This is a genomic window from Anaerosporobacter sp. (genome assembly GCF_031551385.1).
Lineage (GTDB): Bacteria > Bacillota > Clostridia > Lachnospirales > Lachnospiraceae > Anaerosporobacter.
In genome coordinates this window covers 13,868-39,623 of record NZ_JAVBNS010000007.1, presented here as the reverse complement: position 1 = coordinate 39,623, position 25,756 = coordinate 13,868, and the positions used below count along the sequence as shown (strand labels likewise).

At 38.6% G+C, this 25,756-nt stretch carries 15 protein-coding genes; all 15 read right to left on the bottom strand.

Features of this window, described 5'->3' with window-relative positions:
- Positions 1 to 1,227 (bottom strand): sugar ABC transporter substrate-binding protein (locus RMR19_RS00940; RefSeq protein WP_310601679.1); only part of this gene is annotated, 1,227 nt, incomplete at its 3' end.
- A gap of 137 nt (positions 1,228 to 1,364) precedes the next feature.
- On the bottom strand, positions 1,365 to 2,963 hold the full coding sequence (locus tag RMR19_RS00935; RefSeq protein WP_310601678.1) for a response regulator transcription factor: 1,599 nt from the start codon (positions 2,961 to 2,963) through the stop codon (positions 1,365 to 1,367).
- 38 nt (positions 2,964 to 3,001) lie between these two features.
- Entirely contained in the window at positions 3,002 to 4,765 is a 1,764-nt protein-coding gene (locus RMR19_RS00930; RefSeq protein WP_310601677.1) for a sensor histidine kinase, read from the bottom strand.
- A gap of 171 nt (positions 4,766 to 4,936) precedes the next feature.
- On the bottom strand, positions 4,937 to 7,819 hold the full coding sequence (locus tag RMR19_RS00925) for a glycosyl hydrolase 115 family protein (RefSeq protein WP_310601676.1): 2,883 nt from the start codon (positions 7,817 to 7,819) through the stop codon (positions 4,937 to 4,939).
- Entirely contained in the window at positions 7,800 to 9,695 is a 1,896-nt protein-coding gene (locus RMR19_RS00920) for a sialate O-acetylesterase (RefSeq protein ID WP_310601675.1), read from the bottom strand. The genes RMR19_RS00925 and RMR19_RS00920 overlap by 20 nt, the downstream gene beginning before the upstream one ends.
- A gap of 73 nt (positions 9,696 to 9,768) precedes the next feature.
- Positions 9,769 to 13,860, bottom strand: coding sequence for an endo-1,4-beta-xylanase (locus tag RMR19_RS00915; RefSeq protein ID WP_310601674.1), 4,092 nt, complete (start codon positions 13,858 to 13,860; stop codon positions 9,769 to 9,771).
- A 151-nt stretch (positions 13,861 to 14,011) separates the two neighbouring features.
- Positions 14,012 to 15,409 (bottom strand): family 43 glycosylhydrolase, encoded by a 1,398-nt coding sequence (locus RMR19_RS00910; protein ID WP_310601673.1) that lies wholly within the window; start codon positions 15,407 to 15,409, stop codon positions 14,012 to 14,014.
- Positions 15,390 to 16,190, bottom strand: coding sequence for an alpha/beta hydrolase (locus RMR19_RS00905; protein WP_310601672.1), 801 nt, complete (start codon positions 16,188 to 16,190; stop codon positions 15,390 to 15,392). Before RMR19_RS00905 ends, RMR19_RS00910 begins: the two co-directional genes overlap by 20 nt.
- Before the next feature lie 231 nt (positions 16,191 to 16,421).
- Complete coding sequence (locus tag RMR19_RS00900) at positions 16,422 to 17,537, bottom strand: metallophosphoesterase (RefSeq protein ID WP_310601671.1); 1,116 nt, start codon at positions 17,535 to 17,537, stop codon at positions 16,422 to 16,424.
- Positions 17,538 to 17,750: 213 nt separating this feature from the next.
- Positions 17,751 to 18,551 (bottom strand): flagellin N-terminal helical domain-containing protein, encoded by an 801-nt coding sequence (locus tag RMR19_RS00895; protein WP_310601670.1) that lies wholly within the window; start codon positions 18,549 to 18,551, stop codon positions 17,751 to 17,753.
- A 153-nt stretch (positions 18,552 to 18,704) separates the two neighbouring features.
- Complete coding sequence (locus RMR19_RS00890) at positions 18,705 to 19,241, bottom strand: hypothetical protein (protein ID WP_310601669.1); 537 nt, start codon at positions 19,239 to 19,241, stop codon at positions 18,705 to 18,707.
- A 16-nt stretch (positions 19,242 to 19,257) separates the two neighbouring features.
- Complete coding sequence (locus tag RMR19_RS00885; RefSeq protein WP_310601668.1) at positions 19,258 to 20,673, bottom strand: radical SAM family RiPP maturation amino acid epimerase; 1,416 nt, start codon at positions 20,671 to 20,673, stop codon at positions 19,258 to 19,260.
- Positions 20,666 to 22,591 (bottom strand): RiPP maturation radical SAM C-methyltransferase, encoded by a 1,926-nt coding sequence (locus RMR19_RS00880; protein WP_310601667.1) that lies wholly within the window; start codon positions 22,589 to 22,591, stop codon positions 20,666 to 20,668. Before RMR19_RS00880 ends, RMR19_RS00885 begins: the two co-directional genes overlap by 8 nt.
- Before the next feature lie 153 nt (positions 22,592 to 22,744).
- Complete coding sequence (locus RMR19_RS00875) at positions 22,745 to 22,957, bottom strand: hypothetical protein (RefSeq protein WP_310601666.1); 213 nt, start codon at positions 22,955 to 22,957, stop codon at positions 22,745 to 22,747.
- A gap of 113 nt (positions 22,958 to 23,070) precedes the next feature.
- Positions 23,071 to 25,575, bottom strand: coding sequence for a beta-mannosidase (locus RMR19_RS00870; protein WP_310601665.1), 2,505 nt, complete (start codon positions 25,573 to 25,575; stop codon positions 23,071 to 23,073).
- Positions 25,576 to 25,756 lie beyond the last annotated feature (181 nt).

Genomic DNA, 25,756 nt, shown 5'->3' with positions numbered 1-25,756 from the left:
GTAATCAACATCTGGTTCACCCCAGAAACGTAAATCATGAGCTTCTTGACCAAGTAAGTCATTGATGAATTGTAATGCACCTTCAACGTCTTTACAGCTCGTTGTAATTCCTAAACCACTTGCTACATTTAAAATTCCACCAGAACAATGCCATTGGTTTTTCACATCTTCACTAATTGTAATTGGTAGTGGAACATAGTTACATCCTTCTAAATCAAGTCCTTGCTGTTTTAATGAATCATTTACGTTATATGCAAAATCCCACCATTGGTCAATCATACCAAGTACACGACCAGTTGAAAGCTTAGAAATATACTCATCATAAGACTGGGTAAATGATTCTGGGTCAACGATACCCTTTTGATACTCTTCATTTAATTTCTCGAAATATTTTTTCGCTGTTGGTGTTGTATTGTAATCAATAACCTTCAACTCTTTTGGATCAACGATAACAGAACCATCATTTGGATAACCATCTAAGAATTCAGGTGCATTTTCCAAACAGAAGTAACGCCAGTCATCACAAAGAATTGTATATGGAATGTTTTTCGTTTCCCCATCAAGTGTTGGATTTGCTTCATTATATGCTTCAATCAAATCAAAGTACTGATCCATCGTTCTAACTGTTGGATATCCTGCCCATTTTAATACTCTTGTTTGAATCCAAAATGCTTCGTCATTATGTGTTGTTGCTTTTTCTTCGCCATAGATGTTACCAAACTGTTGAATCCAATAGATGTGTCCATCATCCTGACGTAATTTATCCCATTCTTCCTCTGTGAAGAATTCTTTAATGTTTGGATACTTGTCAATATAATCATCAAGTGCTACTAATGCACCAGCATCATAAAGCTGTTTCATACCATCTCCACCATCGATGAAGTCTGGATATTCCCCACCAGCAATCATTGTTCCAACTGCTTCTTCTGCTGTCTGACCAGTTAACCATACTTCTGTTACTTTTGCGCCTGTAATCTGAGCAATTTTTTCTTGTACTTCATTGTCATCGTTAATCTCAGAACCTGGCACTGCGAAAAATGCGGTAAATTCTTTTATCTTTACATTATTCTCCCCATCGCTGTCACCTTTGCTGTCACCCTTGCTGTTGCTCTCTGTTCCACTTGCTTGTTTTGTGTTGTTTCCTTTGTTGCTACTACCACAGCCAGCTAGTGCTGATACCATCATTGACATAGCTAGCATCATTGCTGCAATTCTTTTTAATTTCATATGTAATACCTCCCTTTGTTTTATAAGTTAATTATATCGGATTTGAGATTCCAAACAATCGGGAGAACTATAGGAAAAAACCCGATAAAGTATAGAATAAAAATTCCATACTTTATCGGGTTTTTTCGTCCATATATCTATTCCTGTTTTAGCTGCGCCTGCCGTCTGAATTTCGCCGGTGTACAGCCTTTTACCTGTATAAATCGATTCACAAAATAGTCTAAATCATGATACCCAACACCTTCGGCAATCTGATATATCTTTTCATTGGTACGAATCAGCTTGAGTGCCGCTGTTTCTATACGATATATATTCAGATAATCTTTAAATGACTGACCATATTTCTTGCGAAACATCTGTCCTAAGTAGGCACTGTTAACATAATACTTTTCACTTAATCCCTTAAGTGTAAGATTCTCACTATAATGCTCGCGAATCTCTTTTTCAATATCAGCTAAAACCCCACGTGATACATTCTTGCGTAGCTGTTCGATATAATCAGCGTACTCACAAGCAAAGCGCGTCAAATGTGCCTTACTGCCACGTTCAATTCCTTCCATAAAGGTACTTTCACTAATCAAACGCATAATCTCTTCTTGATCTACACCATCATCCTGCTTCGTTGCCAGATGGATTAGGCGAAACAATAGATAGTTGATGTTTAAAGTCATCGTATCTGCAGTCAGCCCCATCTGCTGCATTTCTTCGTAGAATAAATCGATGCTCTTTCGAATCATCGTGCGGTCATTTTGTTCTACTGCTAGTAACAACTGGTCGAGACTATTCTCACATAATACCGTACCACTGCTGGTTACCTGCATCTCTTCTTCATAATAGTAAATCTGTTTCTTTGCTCGAAAGCCTTGTAAGGAACGCAGAATGCAGGTAGTGTGATAGGACTTCGCTACATTGGCGATATCGACCACCTGCTTGCCAACCAGCATAATCACTGGTACATGAATAATTCCCTGTATATAATTCAAAAACTGTTCGAGGTATTCCTTTTCACTTAGCTCACGACTCTCCGCCATATATGCACAATATACGAATCCAATATCATAGATTTTCTCATGACCGGACACATCAAAGACACAATGTCCGCCATCCTCTTCCAAAAAGTCAAGACATGCCTGATAGAGTTTACGCTGACATTCCCGTTTATCCTCATCGGTATTCTCTTCTTCTGCCTCTGGACAATCCAATTCGATTTCAATATAGCGAACCTGTTCTGATAGATGCATATGCTTTCTAACATATTCAAGATTAAGGTTATCGAATTTGCCTTGGATTATTGCAATACTGTTTCTTGCCAAATATGCTCGTTCCATTTCACGACTGCTCAGTTTTTCCTGTTCAACATAGGTATTCTTTTGATTTACATTTCGCAACAGCATCAACAGTCCTTCACGCTCAACGGGTTTTAGGATATAATCCGTACATTCATAGCGAATCGCCTCCTGTGCATAAGAAAATTCTGCATAACCACTTAGAATAACAAAATAAGCATCTGACAGCTTCTCGCCTCGGATTTTCGCCAACAGCTCCAACCCAGTCATAATCGGCATCCGAATATCCGCAATAATCAAATCCACCTTTTGTTCCCGCAAGAATTCCAAAGCTTCCTCGCCATTTGCCGCTGTTCCAGCGATTTCAAAGCCCTCCTTCTGCCAGTCAATTAGTACTGTTAATCCTTGTAATATAAACGGTTCATCATCCACCAATAATACTCGAAGCATACTTATCCCCTTCCCTAGGGCTTGTTTTAAACACGCCCTTATCCACAATAATCAAGTGGTATCCAGATTCGTACTGTCGTTCCCATTCCTTTTTCACCTTCAAGCTCGAATCTCACTTCCTCATTTGTAACCATTTTTAACCGCAGACAAGCATTGATAATTCCCACTCGTCCCTTATCCTGCAATCGTTCAATGCTGGCATTCACCATCTTATCATATAACTCTTCCATAAATGATTCTTCCATACCGCCACCCGTGTCCTCAATTTCCAGACACATATTCTCCTGTTCCCGAAATACCCTTACAAAAATCCATCCTGGTGCCGTCTTACTCTCAATCCCATGCACACAAGCATTTTCCACGAAGGTTACGACAGTTAGTTTCGGTATCCTGTATTCGTAAAATTCTGGTTCCACATCAAGCATATAAGAAAGCCTGTCACCAAAACGATATTTTTGAATCTCCAAATACGCCTTCACAAATTCCATTTCACGACAAATCTCGACCGAGTCATTTCCCCACTCAACATTCTGTCGCTCCATGATGGCCAGTCGTTCTACCATTTCCGCTGTCTCAAATTCTTTTTTTAAGATACTGTGCATACGGATGCTCTCTAAAGCATTAAACATGAAGTGTGGGTTAATCTGACTATGCAATGCCAGCAGTTCAGCTTTTTGCTTGGCAATATTAATCTCCTGCTCACGTAGCTTGTCTAAATAAACGGTCTGAATCAAATCATTGGTTCGTACTGCCATCCTATTATAGTTGCGCATCAGGCTACCGATCTCATCCTTGCCACGAACCGTCTTGATCTCTACCAGCTTTTCATCCTCGACACATTCAAAGACACAACTTAACTCACGTAATCTAGTCGTAAAAGAATGGTTAATCTCACGCACTAGGATTAATGGCAATACTACATTTACAACAATAAGTAGCAAGATAACTGGTAGATTGGACGAGATTTCGGTTAACGCCATCACCTTTGGATTCAACACATAGATTTTCAAATCCAATCCATACAAGCTTACATCTTCGACATAACCAACCTCCGCTTTCCTTGTAAATGTTTCAAAATCCCGAACAATACTAGAACTTCCTGTATTTGACAACATCACCTTACCATCAAGGCAAATATAAATTGGCACATCATAATTCATCTCTACAAGGTTACGAACCATTTTGCTATAATCGATTTCTAGCTTTATCAACTTCTCTCTATGGCTATTAAAGAAATTCAACTTACGAACAAATACGATTTTTCGTTTGGCACTCACCGCGGGACTCTTACTGTCATCGTAATAGAAACACAAAATCTGGTCACGTCCCGATTCCTGCAGATATTGATACCACTTACTGTTTGATACTGATGAAATTTTATCAAATTCGCCACCACTAACAATTGTCTCATTATCCGAATACATCGTAATCAGCGTACTATCCAACCCAAAACCGCTGTCAAATAAGGTATCCTTCATAAAAGACTGACGACTTGTAACATAATCTAATGGTGACTCATATTCCGTCTCCAAGAACTGATCAACATATCGATTCGTATAGATGCTTTTGCCAATTCGTGAGGCATTGTCGATACTGTTAAAAAAGCTGTAGGAAACCGCACCAGAAATATTCTCCATGTTATGCTGGCGTGACAATTGCGCAGATTGAATAACCGTATAGATAATTACACTATCCGTCACAATCAGTGGAAGAAGCACGCAGATGACATACAAAATCAACAGCTTCATTTTTATATTATAATTATCAAGATATTCCTCAAATCGCTGCCATAGTTTCTTCATGTTGTTGTCGAGCAGACTTCGTCTCGACTTCCCTCCAATCATTTTGAACTATTTGTATAATTTGATACAAGGGTCAAAAGGTCATACGTTTCATGCTTGCATGAAAAAGTATGACTTTGAGACCCACATCATAATTTTTATTTTATCATACTTTCGCTTATCTTTCTATGCTTAACAGTTTTTCTGATATGTATTTTCATTCGGTCCCAAATAGGATGGCAAGATAGTTCTATCATCTCTACACAAAAGCAATCCTTCTAATACAAATCCCAGATCCATCATGTGAATTGTAATTTCATTTACACCAGCTACCAATGATAGTTTGACCTTACTAATCCGAATCTGATTCAACACACCATCACTCCACTCTGCGTTATCGGGGTCACCAGACTGATAGCTTGCTGAAACGGATGGGATTCTTTCCGCTAGAGTCTGCCCATTTACTTCAATACCAAAATACAATCTACCTGTTGGTGTTAGTGGATTCACTGGTGCTGACCAGATTTCTAGCTGATAATCGCCTGTCTGTTCATTATAGACACGATATGTTACCGCCGTACTATGTAATGAGGATGTTCCACTCCAGTCTTCTGGAAATACCTTTAAGCCATATCCCGTTTTCCCATACCCTTCTAACACTTCGATACGAGCATTCTCGGCTGGCAAAATTTCCGCATAATGATTTGCATACATCATCGTCACGCCGTCTTTTTCATAGAATGTCATTGGTGGCAAATCTAACATAGTAATCTTTTTTCCACAAACAATTAGTTCCACTACGGTATCGCCATCACCTAGGAATACGCTGCAAGATTCTTCCTCAAGTGGCAATTTGTCCTTATTGACAGATACGATAAGTTTCTCTTGTTCTTGAATTGATTTTTTGGTCCAATCGACCGCAAGCCATGAGCAATCTGGCATCTCTACCGTACATGTAAGCGCTCCAACACCATCATTCGCCACTTCGATAGTAACGGTCTCCGTTCCCGAATAGCAGAAATCACGAATCTCAATTGCTTCTGGCTGACCATAATTTTTCACGCATATATCTGTGCTGTCTGCTCGCGATACAACCATACGTGGTCGGTCAAATAGCTCCACCTGCATCCGCAATGGATAACGACATCCATCTTCGTTCCATTTGCGAAAACCAACATGCTTACCGAGTTCCATGCCTCTCCATTTTCCCTCAAAAGCAGTGGCAAATTCCTCTCCAAGCTGTTTATCTCGCTGGATGCTCTGCGTTACCAACGCACCAAAGTGGTTGGCGATTTTCTTTCCCTGTCTAGCATAATGTTCGTTTTTTCCCGCATACAGGTGCATTTGTATCAGGTTCATCGAGGCATGTATCGGATATTCAATCATACTGTAAAAAGCGTTCTGGCACTCTTTAGAAAGCGATTGCTTTATCTGTGCTAACATCGATAGCAAGCGGTCTGTTTCTGCCAACATACGGTCTGCTTCCATATAGTTCACTGGATGATATACAGACGCATCTAATGCCTCTGGTTTACGCAAGCTATTCAGATAGATTCCTGCTGTCAGCACTTCCTGCAATTCTACTAACTGCTCCGCAGTAACCAAGCTACCAAACTGCTGCTTTAGCCATTTTGCTGTAAATTTTCTCGGACTGTCCGTGTCTGTTGTTCCCCATGTTTCAAAATCATATGCCAATGTCAAAAAATAAGACAGCGGAAACTCATTTCCTTTTAAGTCACCGACATTGACCATCCACACGTCTCGTACTCCATACTCGTAACACTCCGTCATTTGCTCCCAGATTCTTACCAATGGGGTGCTGTTCATCCATTCATAGGAAACGGGACTGCCATGATAATCAAGGTGGTAATACATACCATAACCACCTTGGTGCTGTCTCATTGCTTCATCTGGAAGGGCACGTAGATTGCCATAATTATCCTCACACAGCATTAAAATAATGTTCTCCAGACCTTCCCATTCTCGCAAACCAATTGTATGTTCATCGCCATAGAAGTACCGCTCGACTTCTTTATAGACAGCCAGAAGCCTCGGTATTTTCTTATGACAGACCGTTTCACACGCCTCGATTAAATGGTTTTGGTTTTCAATAATATCCTTCAAAACAGCAATATTATCTGCCAATGACTGCGGTCCTTGCATGATACTGTCACGCTCTCCACGCATACCGACGGTAATAATGCTTTCATAGCCACCACTGCGTTTCAAGCCATCTTCCCAGTATTTTAGCAAGCCTTTTTTGTTTGTTACATAGTTCCATTCATTGCCGTATATCGATTGCTCACCACGATAGATATCCCACTCCTCACCAGCACGCAGGCATGGCTCATGGTGGGAGTTGCCTAGGATGATGCCATAGCTGTCTGCCAATCTGGCATTTTCCTCTCCTGGCCCATCTAGTGCAAAGGAAGACGTCCACATCGCTGGCCAAAGGTAATTTCCTTTGAGACGAAGCAACAGTTCAAAGACCTTGTCATACATATTGGCATTGAATCCACCATAATGATTCATCGTCCAATTCCCAAAGCATGGCCACTCATCATTGATAAAGAATCCTCTGTATTTGACTGATGGTTCTTTTGAAATCTGTTCCACCTGTTCGTCTAGTACCAACGCCTCCTGATGAACTGGTTTCGCATCTCCCCAAAACACCAGAGGGCTAACCCCGATGTATTCGGATAGGGAAAAGATACCATAGATAAGTCCTCGTTTTTCACTTCCATAAATAACCAATGCTCGTTCAATTCCCTGCCATGGCTGTTCCACAATACGAATGCCATACGTTTCACGTCGCCCTGCTACTGTGCTCAAGTCGAGCTTCCCCTGTTGCACCAACGTTTCCAGTAATGGACTACTCCCTATCACTGCATACAATACCACCAATGGCTCCCCTACTGGCAATTCCTCTAACAGCCTTGGTTTTACACCAGTTACAAGCTCTATGTCCTGTCTTGATTTCTCGGCAATACGATGAATTCCCTCACCTGCCTGTGGCTCTACTATAATTGGTGCACAACTGCTCTGTTTTACTAATTCAAATGTTTTTCTTCCCATCTTGTCCCTCATACTTCTTCTCTATTCTATTAAAGTAAAATGGTAACATCGGTAGGCCTTCCCCATTGTATAAGTTCGCCTCAAACGGATAATCCCACCACGCGTAACATACACGAATTGGCGAAAAATCCTTTGGTACGGAAATTTGCAATAGATTCCGCTCTCCACCCAAGGTTTGAATCATTGCTTGTGCCTTCTGTGTATTACCATTCTCATCGACTAATTCAATGCCACCAACAACTGCCTCACCTTCTCGTACACATAAACCACTTCCGACAGAAGTGAAGGAAATATGTATCATATCATCATTATCCCACCACGCCTGTTCCGCCTTTGCTCCACTAGCAATAATATCCTCTTCATATACCAACTTACGTACCGCTAATGCCAACCGCTCTCCAACTGTTTTTTTATCAAATGGATGTAGGTCACTATAGTCACCTACATCATAGGCTACCACCATTGCTGTCTGTGGTACTGCCAAAAGTTTTTCCTGTTCGGCACGAAGCAGTGCCCAACCACGCCCCTGCTTATCGGTTTCACCATCGGAAAATCCCGCCAGCTGTACATAGATAAATGGTAGCTCAGGTTTTTGCCATAATGTCCGCCAGTCTGCAATTAACGCTCTCATCTCAGCTTCATAGCTCTTATACACGTCAACATTCGATTCCCCTTGATAATAGAGGACTGCGCTGATATTCCATTTGCTAATTGGTGCCAGCATTCCATTATAGAGTGCCGCTGCTTTCCAATTGAAAAAGGTGTTATATGGTAACTCTTCCATCACTTCCATAATTTCATAATTCCACATTCCCGCTAAATCAAGCAACAACATATCACTATATTTTTTCCGAATGCCATACGGTTTTCCTGGCATAAATCCACCCTGCCCACGACATACCCGCAGCCTAATTTCTATTTCATTGTGACCGCTTCGCAAAACACCTGCTGGTATCTGATAGAAGCGTGGTGGATAACAATACTCAGTTTCGCCGATATAAGTTCCATTGATGTATACTTTATCAGCATCAACCATTGCCCCTAATGCCACTTCACATTCTCCATCTACTGCAGACAATTCAAACTGCCTTCTCAAACGAATAGCACCACAAAAATCTCTTAGCTCATGCCCATGTCGCCATAATTCTGGCACATGAACGGTTCCCGTTTTCAATGCTGTTTTCCCAAAAGCTTCGTTCGCTTCACAATGCCATCTCTGTTCCCTAGCTAGCTCTTCCTGCTCGATTCGCTTTGGATAGCCTTCCTCCTTACATTGGTCAAGTTCTGCTGTATATAGTCCCATCTGCCGAATTGTTTTCTCACTACACCACGCCTTTGCCGGTGTTCCACCAACCGCTGATTGAATTAATCCAATGGGAACCCCTATGCGTTCCTTTAATGCTTTTGCTGCAAAATAGCCTGCTGCACTAAAACTAAGCAGTTCTTCACCAACTGCCACTTGCCACTTTCCAGAAAAAACATCTTCTCTTTCTCCACCAAATTCATATTCCTTTGCCACCTCAAACATCCGAATATCCGGTTCTACTGTTGCATGAATCTCATCCCGATACAGTTCTAATGTGCGACTAATCGGTAGCTCCATATTAGACTGGCCACCAAGCAAGAACACATCACCAACCATAATATTTTTGATAATCGCTACTTCATCCGCAATTATCCTTAGCTTATATGGTCCACCTACTGGCTGCATTGGCAGTTCCACTTCAAAATATCCCGTCTCACCAGCTGTTGTCGTAAATTTTTTCTCTGAAAAATCTCCCTCTACCTGTAGCTGTGGCGTTGTATATCCCCATAGGTAATTCTTCTCATTCCGCTGTAACACCATTCCATCCTGAAATAACGCTGATAATCTCATCCAACCACTTCCTTCTATTTAGTTAGACGGACTGTATTTGCTATTTCACAGCCATACAGTCCGTCTCATCATTTTATTTTACTACAATTTTTACTTTTACTGTTTTCTTACCAGATTTTATTGTTATTGTCGCTGTACCTTTTTTCTTGGCTGTAATTTTTCCAGTACTGCTTACCGTTGCTACCTTCTTATCGCTAGTGCTATAAGTTACTGTATCAGAGGTAATCAGTGGGGTAACAACCGCTTTTAATTCCAACGTTTTCTTTACCTTTAATGTCACACTGCTACCTGATTTGATGTTCTTACCAGTTGCATTATTCTGCACAGTTAACTTTGTAGTTGCTACTTTTCCACTGACAACTTTAACTGTTACTGATGCCTTTTTGCCCTTCTGTGTTGTAACGGTGATAACTGCTGAACCTGTTTTCTTTGCATTGATCTTTCCATTTTTATCTACTGAGACAACCTCTTTATTAGAAGATTTCCATTCTTTTACCTTATCACCAGTAGCTATTTTAAGATCTGATGCTAATGCTGTTGATTTTTTTCCTTTTTGAATCGAAACATTCTTGGTTGAGAATTTTGCAAAGTAAGTAATTTTTGTTTTATAGGTTGCCTTAATGCTTACAGCTTGTGCTGGCATCGTAAAGGTTGTAGTTGCTTTGGTCGCATCCGCAAGCTCCACACTACCGCTTTCTACGACCCATTTGTCAAATTCTTTTCCATTTGCTGCCGCATCTGCTATGATTGTGACAGTTGTTCCTACTTCGTAGCTACCACTACCGCTACCACCATTAATGGAAACACTATATTTTGATACTGGTTCTTGCTGTGCTTGTGGTTGTGGTTGTGGCTGTGGTTGTGGATCAACCTTCACTGTTTCCCCAAGCATTGCCGTACCAAATACGGCTGTTGATGACCAACCCATTCCGCTTTCATCATACCAGCTCATCGTTCCAACACGACTACCTGCTGCCGAAGCATCATTAATCTGCATTTCCAAACCAATCAACGCTAGCATTTCTGGTGTGATTTCTGTCCATTTATATGCTGCCTCAACATAATAGCCATCATTCGTTACTACTACACTCGAACGAAGGTTGTCTGCATTGCAATTTGCTCCATTGAAGGATGCTTCGTTACTAAAATTAATTCGATACTGTTTATCATCCGCCTCATAGGACTCTGTTTTATGGTTATTCTCATCAATGAACACCTCTACGGAATCCTGCTCATGTGCGGCTGCATTACTTTTATTTAAAACACTGTCCCTCACCTGAATCAATGTATATAAATAGTTATCATCCCATAGTAGTTTTGCTGTTGCCGTTGCCTCTGGTGAATTGGAACGAATGGAAAATGGTACTGCATCAACCTTTGCCCAAATACTATCAATAGTACCATCAATCGTAACGGTTCCCTTACCGATTTCCATATATGGTTTCATTACTACTTGTCCATAATACTTACTGCTATTTTCCTGATTTCCAGTCAAGTCATTCCATGAACCAGTTGTGTTATTATCGGTAACCTTGATATCCATACCAATTTTTTTCATAACCGCCAAGCCACTGACTGGAATTGTAAAATCTGCCATGTAACCCGTGGTTACATTGTTTCCGTCGGCTGTTACGGTTGCCTGTGCTCTTGTTACTGTATAGGTGTCAACACTTGCACCATCACAACGGCTATCCTGACTATCCACATAAATAGTGATTTTATCTGTGTTATTCACAGTTGCATCTTTAACCTTTACTTGCACCTTAAGACCATTCTCATTCCATATTGGTGAGAAGGTTACTTCGGCATCACCAGCATGGAAGCTATACTGTTTTACCACTGCAGATTCTATATTGTTTGTCTGGATTGCCACTCCATTTAAAATAAATGGCTCTAATTTACTTGCATCAACAAACGCCCAATATGCTGGTTTCGCTTTGAAATTATCATCGAATAGTAATGGACATTGTTTTCTATTACCATCAGCGGCACCACCAACAGAATTGGAAGACTGTAGCCACGATGCGCTATCATGAGTACCCCAAATTGTAATTGCACCAAAATCAATTCCTTCCTCTTCCAAGGAAATTATTGCATCATAGATTGCCTTATAACGATATGCTTGTTTCTGATACTCAGCATTTTTATCACTACCATCATAATCATTACTTGATTTGAAATCAAGCTCAGTCAACTGTAACTCTTTACCTTCACCAAGAGCTGCTGCATATGCTTTTGCAGCACTAACAAATTGTCCCACAGAAGGAGATGACATATCATAATGTGCCTGCATTCCCATACCATCGATTCGAGCACCAGGTGTTGCCTTGATTTCTTTTATCAATTCACAGATTCCAGCTGCCTTAACATCATTTGTATCGTTATAATCGTTATAGAATAATTTTACATCTGCTGGTGCATATGTATTGGCATAAACAAACGCCTGTGTAATAAAAGAACTGTCACCAAATACGTTGTACCAGCTCGATCCGGTAGTTCTTAATCCACCATTACTGTCATTGATTGCTTCATTAACAACATCCCAAGCATAAATCATGCCTTTGTATTTGCTGTCTGCGCCGTCAAAATGATCCATCACCTTAGCGATATAATTTTCTAGTCGTCCCAACATAACAGCACTGCTTACATATGGTTTTGCAGCATCATACTCCTCATGGAAGAACCATTCTGGTGTCTGAGAATGCCATACTAACACATGACCACGAACCTTAATCGGCTCTTTATCTGGATTTGCTTCATTGTAATCATAGATGTAATCCATAATTCCATCCGCATTGCTAAAATTCAGCACTGGATAACCATCTGCTCCGATATTTGGCTGTTGGCCAAGTATAGAATCCGGTTTCATCTCATTTTCAGCAGTAATACTATTAAAATGCTTTGTTACCAACGCCATTCGCACGTCATCACTAAGTGCCGACCCTGGGATGGCAACGCCTGCTTTAGCATTGATGTCCCCGGCAAACTGTTCTTTCAAGTCCTTGATATTGGTCTCAATTTCTTTCTTTGGTGTCTCTACTTCATACATCTGAACATTTGCCACATAAAAGCTACCATAGTTACCATTATTTAATGCCAATCCTTGTTCTGAAATCTTAAAGGTCAGCTTCTCCAAGTCTCCTGTCCATTTCACAAGTAGCGTTCCTTCTATCTTTGTCCATTCTGACGCTGATACGGTTGCAGAACCACCTGTTAATGTCAATTTATCATATTGGTCGCCACTATCATTGCTATCCTTTTTTGTTGTACAAAGCTGTATGGTTCTTGTCTCTGAACCATAATCATCCGCTAACTTTGCATAAAATGATATCTGATAGTTCGTGTTATTCTTCACACGATCAGCAATATCCTGACCAATACATTCCCAGTTCTGGGTTCTGCCTGTAATATAGCCATAGCCCTCACCAAGTATCCCCTGATCAGCAATATCATTTGTGCCCCTTGTAAATTGGGCATCGCTTGCATACGCATACCATGCACTACTTACATCACTAAACTGCGCATCATAAATCAAATTATCGCCTACCACTGCTGCCGCAGTGCCAACCTTAAAGTCATCCACTAGAAATGCTGTATCTGAATCAACAGCGGAAAACACCAAATGGATTCCCTTCATATCTTTTCCATCCTCTGGTGCAACTGTAAATGTTCCCGTTACATTTACCCAATTCTCCGAAGTAAATGTATAACTCTCATCTACATCTGCCAACACCTGTTTTGTATCGGAGTAATCATCTGCATAAATGTAATTCAGTACCAATGCAACCTGTCCTTGTGTTGCTGGCTCAGCCAACTTGGCATAATAGGAATATTCGTATTCAACCCCAGTTTCCAACGAATCCGTCATGTTACTTGCAGCACCCACATAACTGCCTACTGCGGATGGAACAACCTTCATACTCTTACTACCTTCATAGCAATCATCGCTTAAAGAAAGCGTTGCACTTGAATTATACCACCAGTACGGAACCCCACTACCATCCGCACCTTCAAAATTTGTGTTTTTGCTGTCAAGCACATTCTGCGTAATTGTCCGTGCTGCTCCTCCCACTTCTGCCCCCAAGACATTCTGCGGAATCATACTCTCTAGCGTAAATACTGCCGCCATCATGAGTACAACTAGTTTTTTTAGTTTTCTTCGCATAAGAACTCCTTTCTTCTCCAAACATTATATTTTACAATATAATGTTATCAATTTTCAGAAAACAAAGCTTTCAAAAACTTGCTGTCTCATGTGCGAATTTTGCTATTTTAGACACCGATAGCACTTTCCTCTTCATTCCTCCTGCGAATTGCTACTTTAGCCAAAATGACCTCAGACTTACATTTCCTTCTCCAGCATATGTGATATAGATTGGCCAGATGCCATCTGGAATATCGATATCTTCCTCATAACTCTCCCATACATTAGAGAATTTTACTTCGATTCGTGAAAGCACCTTCCCATCCCAGCTAGTTCTGATTTCAAACTCGCCAGATCCATATCCTCTTACAGCAATTCCGATTTTCTTAATATTCTTACACTCAAAATATTTAAAACCAGCAGTAGCGGATTTGGTCATATTGGATATATATCCCACATTCTCATCTCCGTCTCTGCCTTCTTGCATAATCTTGGGAAATCTATCCCCACCGACATAAACAGAGGATTCCTCCATAAATAGATTACATGCTAGATAGGAAGGATATTCCCCGTTCCCCGGAAGTGGACCACCGTTCAAGCCACAGGATGTCATTTCCACCTGTTTGATATAACCGTCTTCGTTTATGCAGATTTCCTCTGCACAGCCTTGCCTACAGTACCATGTACCGTTGGTATGCCTATGATAAAAGATATACCACTTGTCACCAATCTCTACGATACTTCCATGGTTGTTTGCCCCATAAGCCATGGGAAGTTCTGCTGGCTTATAGCTGTCAATATGTAAATCACAGTTACTCACGATTACCCCTTGATATCTAAAGCCTTCTGTAGGCTTACTACTTGTAGCATAGCAAAGCTCATGCATTACCTCTGAGGAATAGATAAAGTAATAGGTATTTCCATGCTTTCTTATAGATGGTGCCTCGAAGAAAGCATGCCCTTCGTATCCCGTCCCTGTACTATATTCACTGCCTGGTACTACAATAGCTGGTGCTTTCTTTATTGTTAGCATGTCCTTCTCAAGAACGGTGGCCATCGCTCCTGTTCTTGACTTATCACCATGACCGCAGAATCCTGTGTAGAGATAAACATTTTCTCCTTCTGTAAGCACACCAGGATCAAACTGGGGCTCATCTCCTTGTCGCTCTCCAAGTCTAGTTCCATCTGAATAATGCACATAACCATAAAACTTGTATTCGCCTGCAGGAGTATCGCAAACAGCCACAGAAACAATACTAACATGATCAAGTACATAATATAGATAGTATCTTCCATCAGGCCCTATCGTTATATCTGGGGCATACAAGCACATCTTTCCCTCTCTGTTAAGCGGATCCTCTGTTTTAGAGTAGATTACCCCTTCACAACGCCAGTTTCCCAAATCCTCTACTGGAGCTGACCAGCATACATAGTCACCCAAACAGAATACGTGACCATTATAATAATCATGAGAGCCATATACATAGACTCTATTATCAAACACATATGGCTCACCATCGGGAATATACTCCCATGATGGTAAGTATGGATTAAATGCTGTTGTTTTCATCGATTTTCTCCTCACTGGACCCCATTAGCCACTGTACTGCTGGTTCTAAGTACTCATTCCAAAATACAAAATCATGTGCCCCTTTACTTTCATGATACACATGTTCTACCTCTTTTTTCTGTAAGAACTCATGAAAATGTCTGTTTTCTTGAATTAGAAAATCTTCTGTTCCACATGCTAAATACATTTCAGGCATTGGTGCATTCTGCTCCTTGATACGTCTCACCAATTCCTCTGGATTGCTATCTCCATGCTCTAAGAGTTCCTCTTTTCCAAACATGAGTCTAAAGTAAGCCTCATTGGCAACGGCATTTCCGCCACCTTCCTCCATCTTCATTACCTCTGATACAATCAGCGCAGAAGAAAAGGCAAATAATTTACCAAAGCGATTCGGAAACTGTAATGCCGTATGAATAGCCCCAAATCCTCCCATGGATAGTCCTCCTATAAAATTATCCTGTCTATCGGAAGATACCCTTAATATCCTTTGCACAAACAAAGGTAGTTCCTCCCCTATAAACGTGCCGTATTTTCTACCTGTTGCTTCTCCGTCCAAGTAAAAGCTATTTTCACCTGAGGGAAGTACCACGCAAAGATTATACTTTTTCGCCACTTCCGTGATGTTACTATTTAGCACCCATTCTGAGTTCCTATTCCCATATCCATGAAGAAGATATAACGCCTTTAGTGGGGTCTGTTGTTCCCCATCTGGCAGAACCACTTTAAAATCCACACATCTTTTTAAACAATCCGAATAAAATTCTACACTTAAAAATGCCATCTTTGCCTCCTAGTCTTTTTCAAAAAAGGAACATTCTACTGGGTAATAGACTTTTTCCTCCTTACCACCATAAAACCAAGTCCCTTTTAGTTATATTTATATAATTATTTTAAAGGATTATTGCCCTTTTCACTTCCTAATCTTTGCCCATGATTTATCAATTCTTGCTAAATAAAAAAACACTGCCCTCTATTTCTAATAAGCAGTGTTTTGAATATGTTACCTCTATATCTATTTTCCTTCTACATCAACAACAACAAACTCCGACTTACAACCTGTTTTAAATTTAATTGCCCAATCTGAAATTCCAGAAGTCACAATAAAATTCGTTTCCTTTCGTTTTTCTAAACCGTATGTTTTATCGTTTTCACCTGTCCACTCGCCAACATAAGTAATCGGAAAGAATTGACCGCCATGTGTATGTCCAGAAAGTACCAAATCAACTTGTTCCTCTGCTTCATTCTTATAATCATGTGGTTGATGATCCATTACAATAATAAATTTATCTTTATCTAGTCCTTGAACTAACTCGTTCATTTGGGCTCTCGAACCTCCCTGTCCTTCTTCCGAGAAATCCTGTCTACCTATAATATAATATCTATCATCAATAAGTACCGTTTCATCTTGGAGAACGATAACCTTATTCTTTTCTAACTCTTCTATCAAGTCATCTCCCGTATAACCTCTGTATCCTGCACGATAATACCCTTTATCATGATTACCAAAAGAAAAATATACTCCATATGTAGTTTGTAATGTTCCAAGTGCTTTGCAAGCAGCAATCATATCTTCCTTCGATGTATCATCATCTACAAAATCACCAGTAATCAGAACTACATCTGGATTCAACTTTTGCATTTGCTCTACATACTTAGTCAATCCTTCGCCATCAAATGTTACACCAACATGTGAATCCGCAAATTGAATAATTCTTAGATTTCCAACATTTTTTTCAGTTTCAATTATATAGTTTGTTTCCCAGACATGATGTGCCAGAAACCAACCTACTGATAAATACCCTATCGTAATAACTACTGCAATAAGTCCTGAATAATATTGTTTGAACGTTTTTTTACAATACTTTTTGATAAGCCAAAATATAAAATCGCACAATAGCCAAAACATGATTAAATGAAGCATGCAAACAATAGCATTCATATATCCTATAATCAACCCTATGATAATAGTAACCAATGCAACAGGTATTATACTTGCAACAATCCTTATTTTCTTATTTCCCTTTGCCATATTCTCTATCGTCTTAAATTTGTATAATCGACTAACTAGATAGGTAAATCCTGCCCCCATTGCTAAAAGCATCGCTATTAAGATAAACACCCAAATCATATCGTTTGTATCCTCCCATTTTTTCGTTCTTTTTCTATATATTCTATCTCTTTCAACCAAATAAAACAACCCTCGGTACTCCTATCTACTGGTAACATTTATAATGATACTATTTTCTTATTCAAAAGAACTTCCATATGAAGTCCAAAAAAGTCTTTGCAAAATAGCTTCATTCTCTATTTTGCAAAGACTCCATTAAATTACCAACCAGAACTACTGTAACAGAGAAAGTACTCCCTGCGTTGATTCATTTTCCTGTTCAAGCATAGCCTTACCAGCTTGAGCAATTATATTCTGCTTCGTGTACTTAACCATCTCGTGCGCCATACTCATATCACGAATCCTACTTTCGGCATCCTGCATGTTCTCCATCACGTTATTTAAATTGTTAAGAGTGTGTTCTAAACGATTTTGAAAAGCAGCAACAGTTGAACGCTGCGTAGATACTGTCTGGATAGCATCTTTAATCGTATCACTTATATTCTGTATATTGTTACCGTCACCGACAGACAAACCTTTAACTCCTAAATCCTTCGTGTACATAGGTCTAATTTCCATCTCCAAATCAGATGAAGTTGGGCTCTCTGGGTTTAGTTTAATTGTTATGATAACCCCCTTTAGTAATACAAATTTATTGTATCCTGTCATTTCGACAATACCATCAATTTCAGTTACTAGTTGGTCAACTTCATTTTGAATAGCACCTCTATCTTTTTCGTCTACAACTACTGTTGCCACTTCATACATTCTTTGAAGTATATTCTGGATTTCTGATAATGCACCTTCTGCAGTCTTTGCTATGTCAATACCGTGCTGTACATTTGCATGATTTTGATTCAAATCACTAACTTGTGCTCGCATTTTTTCGGATATGGCAAGTCCTGCTGCATCATCTGCTGCACGATTGATTTTGTAACCAGATGACAATTTTTCCGTTGATTTTGAGTTAGAGGTTGCATTTCCTGCTATTCCTCTATTGTTGTTCATTGCTGACATATTGTGTTTTACTTCCATACTAATTACCTCCTTTGATTGCCCCCGCAAACTTGTTTGCAAAGATGTTTTGCAATTATTCAGTATTCTAATGTAAAGTCTTAACAAAAAATTTCTTACTTACATTATACACCAACAGGAAGAAAATAGCATTCATCATTCTTAACATTTAACCTAAATCAAAACAATAACTGCACCTGCTGCAACAAAAACACCTGCCACTGCTTCTGTCGCAACACCAACAATATCTCCTACCGTGACTTGAGATACGGCATATAGAGTTGTTACTACATCTTTAACTGTTGCCGTACTATCTCCCAACCTTATTCCAAGTGTTGCTGCTTCCCTAATAGTCATTAATTCAATTGGGAATGGTAATACAATATGTCTAATCTCCTTTGTATCCTGAATGAAACGCAATTCTAACTCTCCCGGCAATATACTCTCTGGATTGTCTTCCGCTCTTTGAAGTAAGGACTTACTAACTTCCTGAATTACATTCGTTGCATTCTCATGCGGAAGGACAATATATTGAACCATTCGTGGTGCTTCAATCACTTTGTATGTAACTCCCCACTCCACTGGTAATCCAAATTCCGCCAAAACATCTCTTGGTGATTCAATTAACCGTTTCTTTAGCTCATCATCATCCCAACATTTAGACACCAATTTCCCATAATTCAACCTATTCTTCATTGCCTTTTCATCCATAATATCACTCCTTTATTTATACTAACTCATAGTTACCATTTTCCAATATTCCTGCTTCAAACAACTTATTAATAATAAAATACGATTGTTCTGGAGCAATCTTCTGTTTTTCTAGTAAATCTTCTGCTAACTGATCCGCTGAAATTTTTTCATTTAAAACAGAACGTCCAACATAATGAAATGTATTTTCCGTTTCTTTATTTATGTGTTCTAAAATCGTGCGATATCCATTTTCCTGCTTTATTTTATATGTATCTGTAGATAAATCATACACTACATTGTTTTTAAATCTTAATGGTGCTTTTGTATTTAGTTCTTTACTCATATTATCTTTTATCATCGCCTCTAGGCATAATGCGAAACTAGCACTATCATTAAACACTCTTTCATCCCACACCATTTCCCCTGTTGGATGTTTTGCATCTGTAATACAAGGAGTAACAAGTCGAATTTGTTTACGAACCATATTAACAACAAATCCAGAAATGCAGCAGATTGTTTCATTATTATATAATTCTGCTGTACCATTCGTTTGAAGAAATTCTCTCCCTGTTATAGAAAACTTATTTGAAACTGCCTCTTTAAATTGTGGTAACAATTCTACAAATAATAATTCTTCTGGTGTAAAATACTCTAAAATATCAAAGAACTTTTTTAAATCAAGAACAGAAAATCTATGAATCTTAAACTCATGCTCTCTTACCCTATCTAAAAATCTTCTCATACGTTCTGGATTTCGCATAGCTGCTGTTGTCGTCACTTGTGGTACTAATCCCAGTATATTATAGAACTCTTGACTAAATTCCTCGTATGCAGAATTATCAAACGGTTCTGTGGCATAATAACAAGTACCTGTCGCTCCTGCCTCTCCTAATACCTCTTTCACAACATGCAGTATTTCCTTCCAAAGCTTCATATTTTCAGAAGAGTTCTCATAACATCCTTTTAATTTTCCAGCATTCAATCCGCAAAAGGTACAACCTACAGAACAACCATCTGTCAATTCAAATATAATCGGAGCATGAACCATCGAAGCATTTCTTTCCCCTAATTTCAGCCAGCAACGATTCACCTGCATTCGTCTCCATCTAGCAAATTTTCTATTCTTAGGTACACAACCTGCCGTTTGTAGATAGGCACGATGCATAATTTTATCCGTAATAAATTTTTGATAATTTACCGCTGCATCCGATAATGGACTTCCATTTTTCTTTTGCTCTATATAATACTCATTGTCATATAATACACGTATCTCTTCTAGGGAAACGTCTAAATTATACTCCTTAATTGCCTCTTCTAATTCTTCTTTGCTCTTTTCCTGAAACCCTGGTACAATTGTCCAAAGTTCAAGGAATCTTTTTATATGCGATATTTGATGGATTATATCTTCATCATAATCAAAATTTATTCTTTTCGCCTCTATGCTATTCATTACTCTCCCTCCATCCATTAACATCTATAAATCCAAAAGGTGATTTATCCTTTTCAAACGGAAACTCCAAATTTTCCGTTGCCAAAGCTAACACCTCCTCATGAATTGAAATTACTAATTGTTGTTCTATCAAATACTTAATTGCTTCTTCTATCTCAGATATAGCAAATGTCTCCTTATACTTTTCCAAAAGAAACACCTTCTTTTGAGAAGTCCTGCATTCTGAATATATCTCTTTCTGTATTCCCACTAACGTATAATATGTTTTCTTTGCAATTTGACGAAAATCTAAAATCTCTATTTTATCGGGATATGTAAACATCTGCAAACGATCACCTTTTCGCAGAAAGTTTTCAGACCAGTCATAATATGCCTTTGTTAGTTGTTGATAAACTTCATCTTTATGTGGCAAATCATAATAGTCTTCCTTATCTTCGATTCCACAAGGTTCATAATTGTACGCCATACCTTTAATAAATTCCTTATTCCCTGCGTAAATATAGTCATATACTTTCATCGGCTCCAATTCCAATCCATACTGTTCTGGATTGTTTGTATATACACTATACTTTTGATATATAATGTGATTTAAATTATTCGGTGATTGCAAATGGCTTAAAAGTGGCATCACATCTAGTAATTCCTTTAACCATTTTTTCTCTTCTCCAGGAAACCCGACTAATATATTCCACGACACTTTCATTCCATATGTTCTGCAATTTCTTAAAAGTTCAATATGGCGTATTGCCGTATTTCCTTTGTGCATCAGTTGTAGGATGTCGTCCTGCAAATTCTCAATTCCAGGCTGGATGAATGTAAATCCCGCCTCTCTCAGATTTTTAATATCTCCCTCCGTTAGATTTGACTTGATTTCACAGAACAGAGAATACCCTCTATCTTGTTGTTTCAATTGTGGTATTAATTCTCTAAGATGCTCATTACTTAAAATACTATCCGTAAACAGGAATTGCTTTATGTTATATTTCTCCGATTGCTCATTTAGTTCTTTCAGCACTCTCGCTACACTTTTTTGACGATATTTTCTTGTCACACTTCCAAGACCACAAAAAGTACAAGGATTCTTTTCTCCCCACCAACATCCACGTGACCCCTCAATAAGAAGCGTTGGTTGGATGATTTTATCAAATCCATATTCTTTTAATGCTTCAAAATATTCACTATAGTCAGGTACTGGCACAGCATCCATATCTTCTGTGATTGCATAAGGTGCTTTATGTATAACACTTTTTCCTTTTATTATCGTTCCATAGGGAAGATTTTCCCAGGGTTCTCCTCCTAATATTTTTACACACAATTCACCAAAAGAATGATCGGCTTCCCCCGAAAAAACATAATCTACATAAGGAATATATTCGGAAATTGTAACACCCATATCGGCTGCACATTGTGCACCACCCATAATCGTAATAACCGTAGAATCTAACTCTTTAATTCTCTTACATAGAGCAAAACTAGCATTATTCTGCTGAAAAGTTGATGAACACCCTATTATTTTTGGAGAATGACTTAATAAATAATGCGCTGTTTCATCTATAAATTTTTCCACTTGCTCTTTTACATAAAAAAACGACTCTTTCACTAAATTGAAATCAAAATAATTGATTTTCTTGTGTTCTCTCCCAAATCCTTCAATCCCTTGAAAATATTCTTCGAAATTATCCCCATTTGCAAACCCAGCACATTCAGAAAAAACGGCTTCTCCAGTCATATAAAGCACTCCTGGTGCTTGTACACGTTCATAATGTTTTGCACCTATCATATGTGCAAACCTTAAATTCGCATAATCTATCCCACATGATAACCCCGATGACTCCACATCACATTTAAGGATACTAAGTGCTAAGCTTGGTTGAAACAATAATGAAAATGGCATCTGAACAAGACAAACATCTTTCACGTTACCCCTCCCCCTTCATTTTTCTTTACTAAATATTAGCATCCTTATTTTTCAAAATCAATACATTATAAGTATAAACATATCTGTTTTTTTCGACACAAAAAAACAGCACCAAGTCCCATATATAAAAATACGAAACCTGATGCCATTTTCCTAAACGTTCTTATCCACACTAGACAGAATTGATAAATCTAGTAGTGAGTCAACGTTATCTTCAAGAATATTGCTATTTAGCACTCTGTTAGCTGCTTGATCATGGTGATTGTCTTTGTATCGAAAGTACAATTGCTCTTTCTCAGCTTCTGTCATTCGTCTACCATTATCAATAACCACCGGAAATACTGAACTCATACCAAAATAGTCCATATCGTAACCTCCTATTCTATCAGATATGTTTATTGTGTCATCTATGCAGATTTTTATTCAGCAATTACACTTCACAACCACATTTCTGTTTTGGAATAGAGCGGTTAATTATATTAAAAACAATAAGAATTACAAAGCGAACAAACCGTAACTTCCGGTATTCCCACATAATCAACAGGAAGTTCCGCTGTAATTACATGTTCCTTTGTATCAGTTATATGGAAGAAGTTATCGGATAAAATCACACGAACTCCATGAACTGTAATCTCCGTAAATGCTGCAAACACATTACTTTGTAATGTAATTTGTAACGTATTCTCCATTCTTTCCGTTTTTACATTAACTGATGCATTCTTTAAATTCATATGCTTATATGGCTTTAATACTTCCACTTGGGAACTGCTTGTTCCATCTGAATTTGTGAATCTAGCTTCAATAAATAAATCTTTTTCCTTACCATTTACAAACTCTGCTACATCAATTCCTGCTATATGTTCAACTGTAAGTGCCTTTGTCTCTATATCATTTGACCACTCATAAACGATATTGCAATCCATATCTTTCACGTATAATGTTACATTTGAAGTGGCATCAATTAACGTTTCATTCTGTACGTATGGAATAAAGCGAGTGCCTTCTACTTTCAAACTACCAAGGATATCCGCATAGAAATGTCTTGCCATATAGTGAAGTGCTTTCCATCTTCCATAGTAATCAATACTAGCCCAAGATGCCACTGGCCAGATATCATTTAACTGCCAGTAGATTGTGCCCATACATCGACCTCGATTTCGTCTCCAGTGCTCTACACCAGCTTTGATTGCGATTCCCTGTAAGACTTGGCTTACATAGGTTAAACTCGCAAAATCCTTAGGATAAAGGAAATTATCAGAGATATAGCGAAGAATCTTTGCATTCGCTGAATCATTTTTTTGGTGGCTTTCCATTACCTCTGAGAATATATTTCTGTCCTCTGCCACTGTAAATGTTTCAATTGTCTCCATACAAGGGAACGATTGAAAACCAAACTCCGAACAGAAACGGAAGAAATAATTTTCATAATCCGTAAATGGTTTCTCCCCATGCCAAACTTCCCAATAATGTCGATCTCCAATATCATCGCTGTCAGGTTTATCAAACCCTCCACCTGACGATGGAGACGATGGCCAATAAAATGTCTCTTCATCTTCTTCTCGAAGTGTCTGCGGAATCAATTCTTCAAACATGGTCAAATAATCTTGTTTTAATGCATCAGAATGATCACGGAACTCACCCCAATTCACCCAAGCTGATTCCTGCTCATTGTTTCCACACCATAGACCTAGACACGCATGATGACGAAGTCTTCTTACATTGTCCCTTGTTTCCTCTATGATGGATTGCTTTAACTCATCTGTTAATTCATACACATTGCAGGCATACATAAAATCCTGCCAAACAATCAAACCTTTTTCATCACACATTGTATAGAATTCATCGGATGGATAATATCCACCACCCCAAACTCGCAGGCAGTTAAACCCTGCCTCTGCCGAGGAGTCAATTATATACCTTGTACGCTCTGGTGTAATAAATGAGTAAACACAGTCTTCTGGAATATAGTTTGCACCTTTTGTAAATATCTTCACTCCATTGATACACAACGCAAACTCTTCTCCATAGCAGTCTTTTTCTCTGCTAACTGTTAGCGTTCTTAAACCAATTCGATACACTTTCTCATTAAGAATGCTTCCATCTTTCTTTAGTACTGCTTTCACCGTATAAAGAGGTTGCTTTCCGTATCTGTTTGGCCACCAAAGTTGCGGTTGTTCTATTGTGCAAGTATTACAATCCAAACACACTGTGTCTCCATCTGGAGTTGTCAATGTGTATTCCATTGATAAATCAGAATATAATTCTAATGCTTTTTCTAGCTTCACTCTTTCACCAGAATCTAATTTCACTTCTGCATCTGCCTGCAAATAAACCATACCATTTTCATGCTTTTGCTTAAATCGAACATCTTCAAGAGTTGCCACTTCAAAGCCACGAATGTAGATATCCCTCCATATTCCCATATCTGGCAATTGTGGGCCCCAGTCCCAACCAAACATAGAATGTGCTTTACGAATATACTGATTTGCTTTCATCGTACCACTCGATACAAAATGAATCTCTTTTCCTTGTTCAGGCACATGGTTTTCAATATATGTAATCGGCGAATATATATGGATACGTATCGTATTTTCACCATCTACTAACATATCTGTACACGCAATCTGATATCTTACATGCATGTTATCTACTGCTTTAAGTAACGTATCATTGAGATAAATATCAGCAATCGTATCAATTCCATCACACATTAATTCATAAACTTTACCTTCTTCTTTGTGCATCGAAAAGCTTCTTGAAAATACAAAATCCTCACGTAACATTTCTCTTGTAAAATATTCATTTGTTCGGTAATACGGATTATCAAGTAATTGATTTCCCATTAACCCTGATAATACAGAACCAGGGATTTGAACATTACATTCTGTAACATCACAAGATATCTCCTTGTTTGTTTCAAATGTTTTGCCATCAGCTCGACTTAATAACCATTCTCCATTTAGTTCAATCATATGTTGCCCCATACATTCTTCTCCTTATCTTTTTGTTTATAATTTTTTATATTTTAACTTTCATTTTAACTTGTTTTCTAGTTTGTATTTTCTCTTTTCAACCTCCTAATATCAGAATTAATTTATTCATTAAACTACTTAATTTAAGTATATCAATTTAACTCCCAAATTACTATCCCTAATTTACAAAAAT

Coding starts and splice junctions, on each gene's coding strand:
- RMR19_RS00900 (WP_310601671.1), bottom strand. CDS start 17,537: ATGATTTGGGTGTTTATCTTAATAGCGATGCTTTTAGCAATGGGGGCA.
- RMR19_RS00925 (WP_310601676.1), bottom strand. CDS start 7,819: ATGGGAAGAAAAACATTTGAATTAGTAAAACAGAGCAGTTGTGCACCA.
- RMR19_RS00895 (WP_310601670.1), bottom strand. CDS start 18,551: ATGGAAGTAAAACACAATATGTCAGCAATGAACAACAATAGAGGAATA.
- RMR19_RS00915 (WP_310601674.1), bottom strand. CDS start 13,860: ATGCGAAGAAAACTAAAAAAACTAGTTGTACTCATGATGGCGGCAGTA.
- RMR19_RS00905 (WP_310601672.1), bottom strand. CDS start 16,190: ATGGCATTTTTAAGTGTAGAATTTTATTCGGATTGTTTAAAAAGATGT.
- RMR19_RS00910 (WP_310601673.1), bottom strand. CDS start 15,409: ATGAAAACAACAGCATTTAATCCATACTTACCATCATGGGAGTATATT.
- RMR19_RS00875 (WP_310601666.1), bottom strand. CDS start 22,957: ATGGACTATTTTGGTATGAGTTCAGTATTTCCGGTGGTTATTGATAAT.
- RMR19_RS00920 (WP_310601675.1), bottom strand. CDS start 9,695: ATGAGATTATCAGCGTTATTTCAGGATGGAATGGTGTTACAGCGGAAT.
- RMR19_RS00890 (WP_310601669.1), bottom strand. CDS start 19,241: ATGGATGAAAAGGCAATGAAGAATAGGTTGAATTATGGGAAATTGGTG.
- RMR19_RS00930 (WP_310601677.1), bottom strand. CDS start 4,765: ATGAAGAAACTATGGCAGCGATTTGAGGAATATCTTGATAATTATAAT.
- RMR19_RS00885 (WP_310601668.1), bottom strand. CDS start 20,673: ATGAATAGCATAGAGGCGAAAAGAATAAATTTTGATTATGATGAAGAT.
- RMR19_RS00870 (WP_310601665.1), bottom strand. CDS start 25,575: ATGGGGCAACATATGATTGAACTAAATGGAGAATGGTTATTAAGTCGA.
- RMR19_RS00935 (WP_310601678.1), bottom strand. CDS start 2,963: ATGCTTCGAGTATTATTGGTGGATGATGAACCGTTTATATTACAAGGA.